General features: G+C 73.7%; 2 protein-coding genes. One reads left to right on the forward strand and one right to left on the reverse strand.

What is annotated here, in order from left to right; genetic code table 11:
• On the reverse strand, positions 1–602 hold a 602-nt coding region (locus tag ESO86_RS16970), incomplete at its 3' end, for an alpha/beta fold hydrolase (protein ID WP_165308255.1).
• Between the two features lie 72 nt (positions 603–674).
• On the opposite strand from ESO86_RS16970, the gene ESO86_RS16975 reads away from it, so the two are divergent.
• Positions 675–1,346, forward strand: coding sequence for a TetR/AcrR family transcriptional regulator (locus tag ESO86_RS16975; RefSeq protein WP_242492435.1), 672 nt, complete (start codon positions 675–677; stop codon positions 1,344–1,346).
• Positions 1,347–1,412: the final 66 nt, after the last annotated feature.

Genomic DNA, 1,412 nt, shown 5'->3' on the forward strand with positions numbered 1-1,412 from the left:
AGCGCGTCCGCCGTGGCGGGGCGTGCGCCGATCCGCTCGGCGAACGCGTCGACCAGGAAGCGAGCCCGCGAGGGTCCGGCGATCGCCACGACGCCGCCCGTGGAGACGCCGTCCCCGACGGCCGCTCGGGCCGCCATGGCGCCGAACGAGTGCCCGATGATCGTGTGGAAGCGGCCCTCGCGGGCCTGCAGGGCGTGGATCGCGGCGAGCCAGTCGCGGATGTCGGTCCGCCGGCCGGCCGACTCGCCGTTGGCGGGCGCCTCGAACGCGAGCAGGCGGAAGCCCTCGGCGCGCAGCTCCCGCACGATGGGCGCGAACTGCGACGCGCGGCCGCACCATCCGTGGACCAGCAGGATCGTGTCGGGCCCGGTGCCCCATTCGTAGGTCGCGAGGTCGCGCCCGCGCACGCGGATTGTGGAGTGCGTCGCGGCGGCGTGCACCGAGCGGTCGGATGGGCGGACGGGCAGGCGCCCGCCGACGCGCATGAAGAGCGGCAGGGCGGCCGCGGCGGACGCCTCGGGGGAGACGAGTTCGGCCGCGCGGATGGCGGCGACGCGGCTGAGGAGTGCGGCGGCGGTCGCGGTCTCGGCGATGGTGGACACGGGGCTCTCCGATCAATGAATACGAACGGTCGTGTGTTGAGTATACGAACGTTCGTGCGTAAAATCGAGAGGGTGAGCGCAGAAACCTCCAGCGGAGTCATGGACGGCCGGCGCGTCAGGGGCGACGCGTCGCGACGACAGGTGCTCGCCGCCGCCGTCGACCTCGCGTCGGTCGAGGGCCTCGACCAGCTCTCGATCGGCCGCATCGCCGACGCGGCATCCGTCAGCAAGAGCGGCGTCGCCACGCTGTTCGGCAGCAAGGAACGGCTGCAGCTCGCGACCGTCGAGGCCGCCCGGCAGCGGTTCGTCGAGTCGGTGATCACGCCCGCCCGCGAGCTGCCGCGCGGGCTCGGTCGCGTGATCGCCCTCCTCGACGGGTGGATCACGTACTCGCGCGACCGCGTGTTCCCGGGCGGATGCTTCTTCGCCGAGGCCGCGGCCGACTTCGACGCCAAGCCGGGCGACGTGCACGACGCGATCGATCGCTCGCTCCTCGAGTGGAACGGGTACCTCTCGGTCTCGCTCGGCTACGCCCGCGACGGCGGCGAACTCCTCGCCCTCGACGACCCCGAGCAGCTCGCCTTCGAGTTCACCGCCCTGCTCGACCTCGCCAACCGCGACTCGGTCATGCACGGCACGAACGCCTCGTACGCGCGCGCCCGACGCGGCATCGCCGCACGCCTGCGCGCCGCAGGCGCCGATCCCGCCGCGATCGACGCGTTCGCCGCCGTCTCCGACGACTGACGCTCCGCGCGATCGCCGCGGGTCCGGAGGACCCGCACCCGCGACGACCGCCGTGACGAGCGGGGC

The organism is Agromyces binzhouensis, from assembly GCF_004135055.1.
GTDB classification, from domain to species: domain Bacteria; phylum Actinomycetota; class Actinomycetes; order Actinomycetales; family Microbacteriaceae; genus Agromyces; species Agromyces binzhouensis.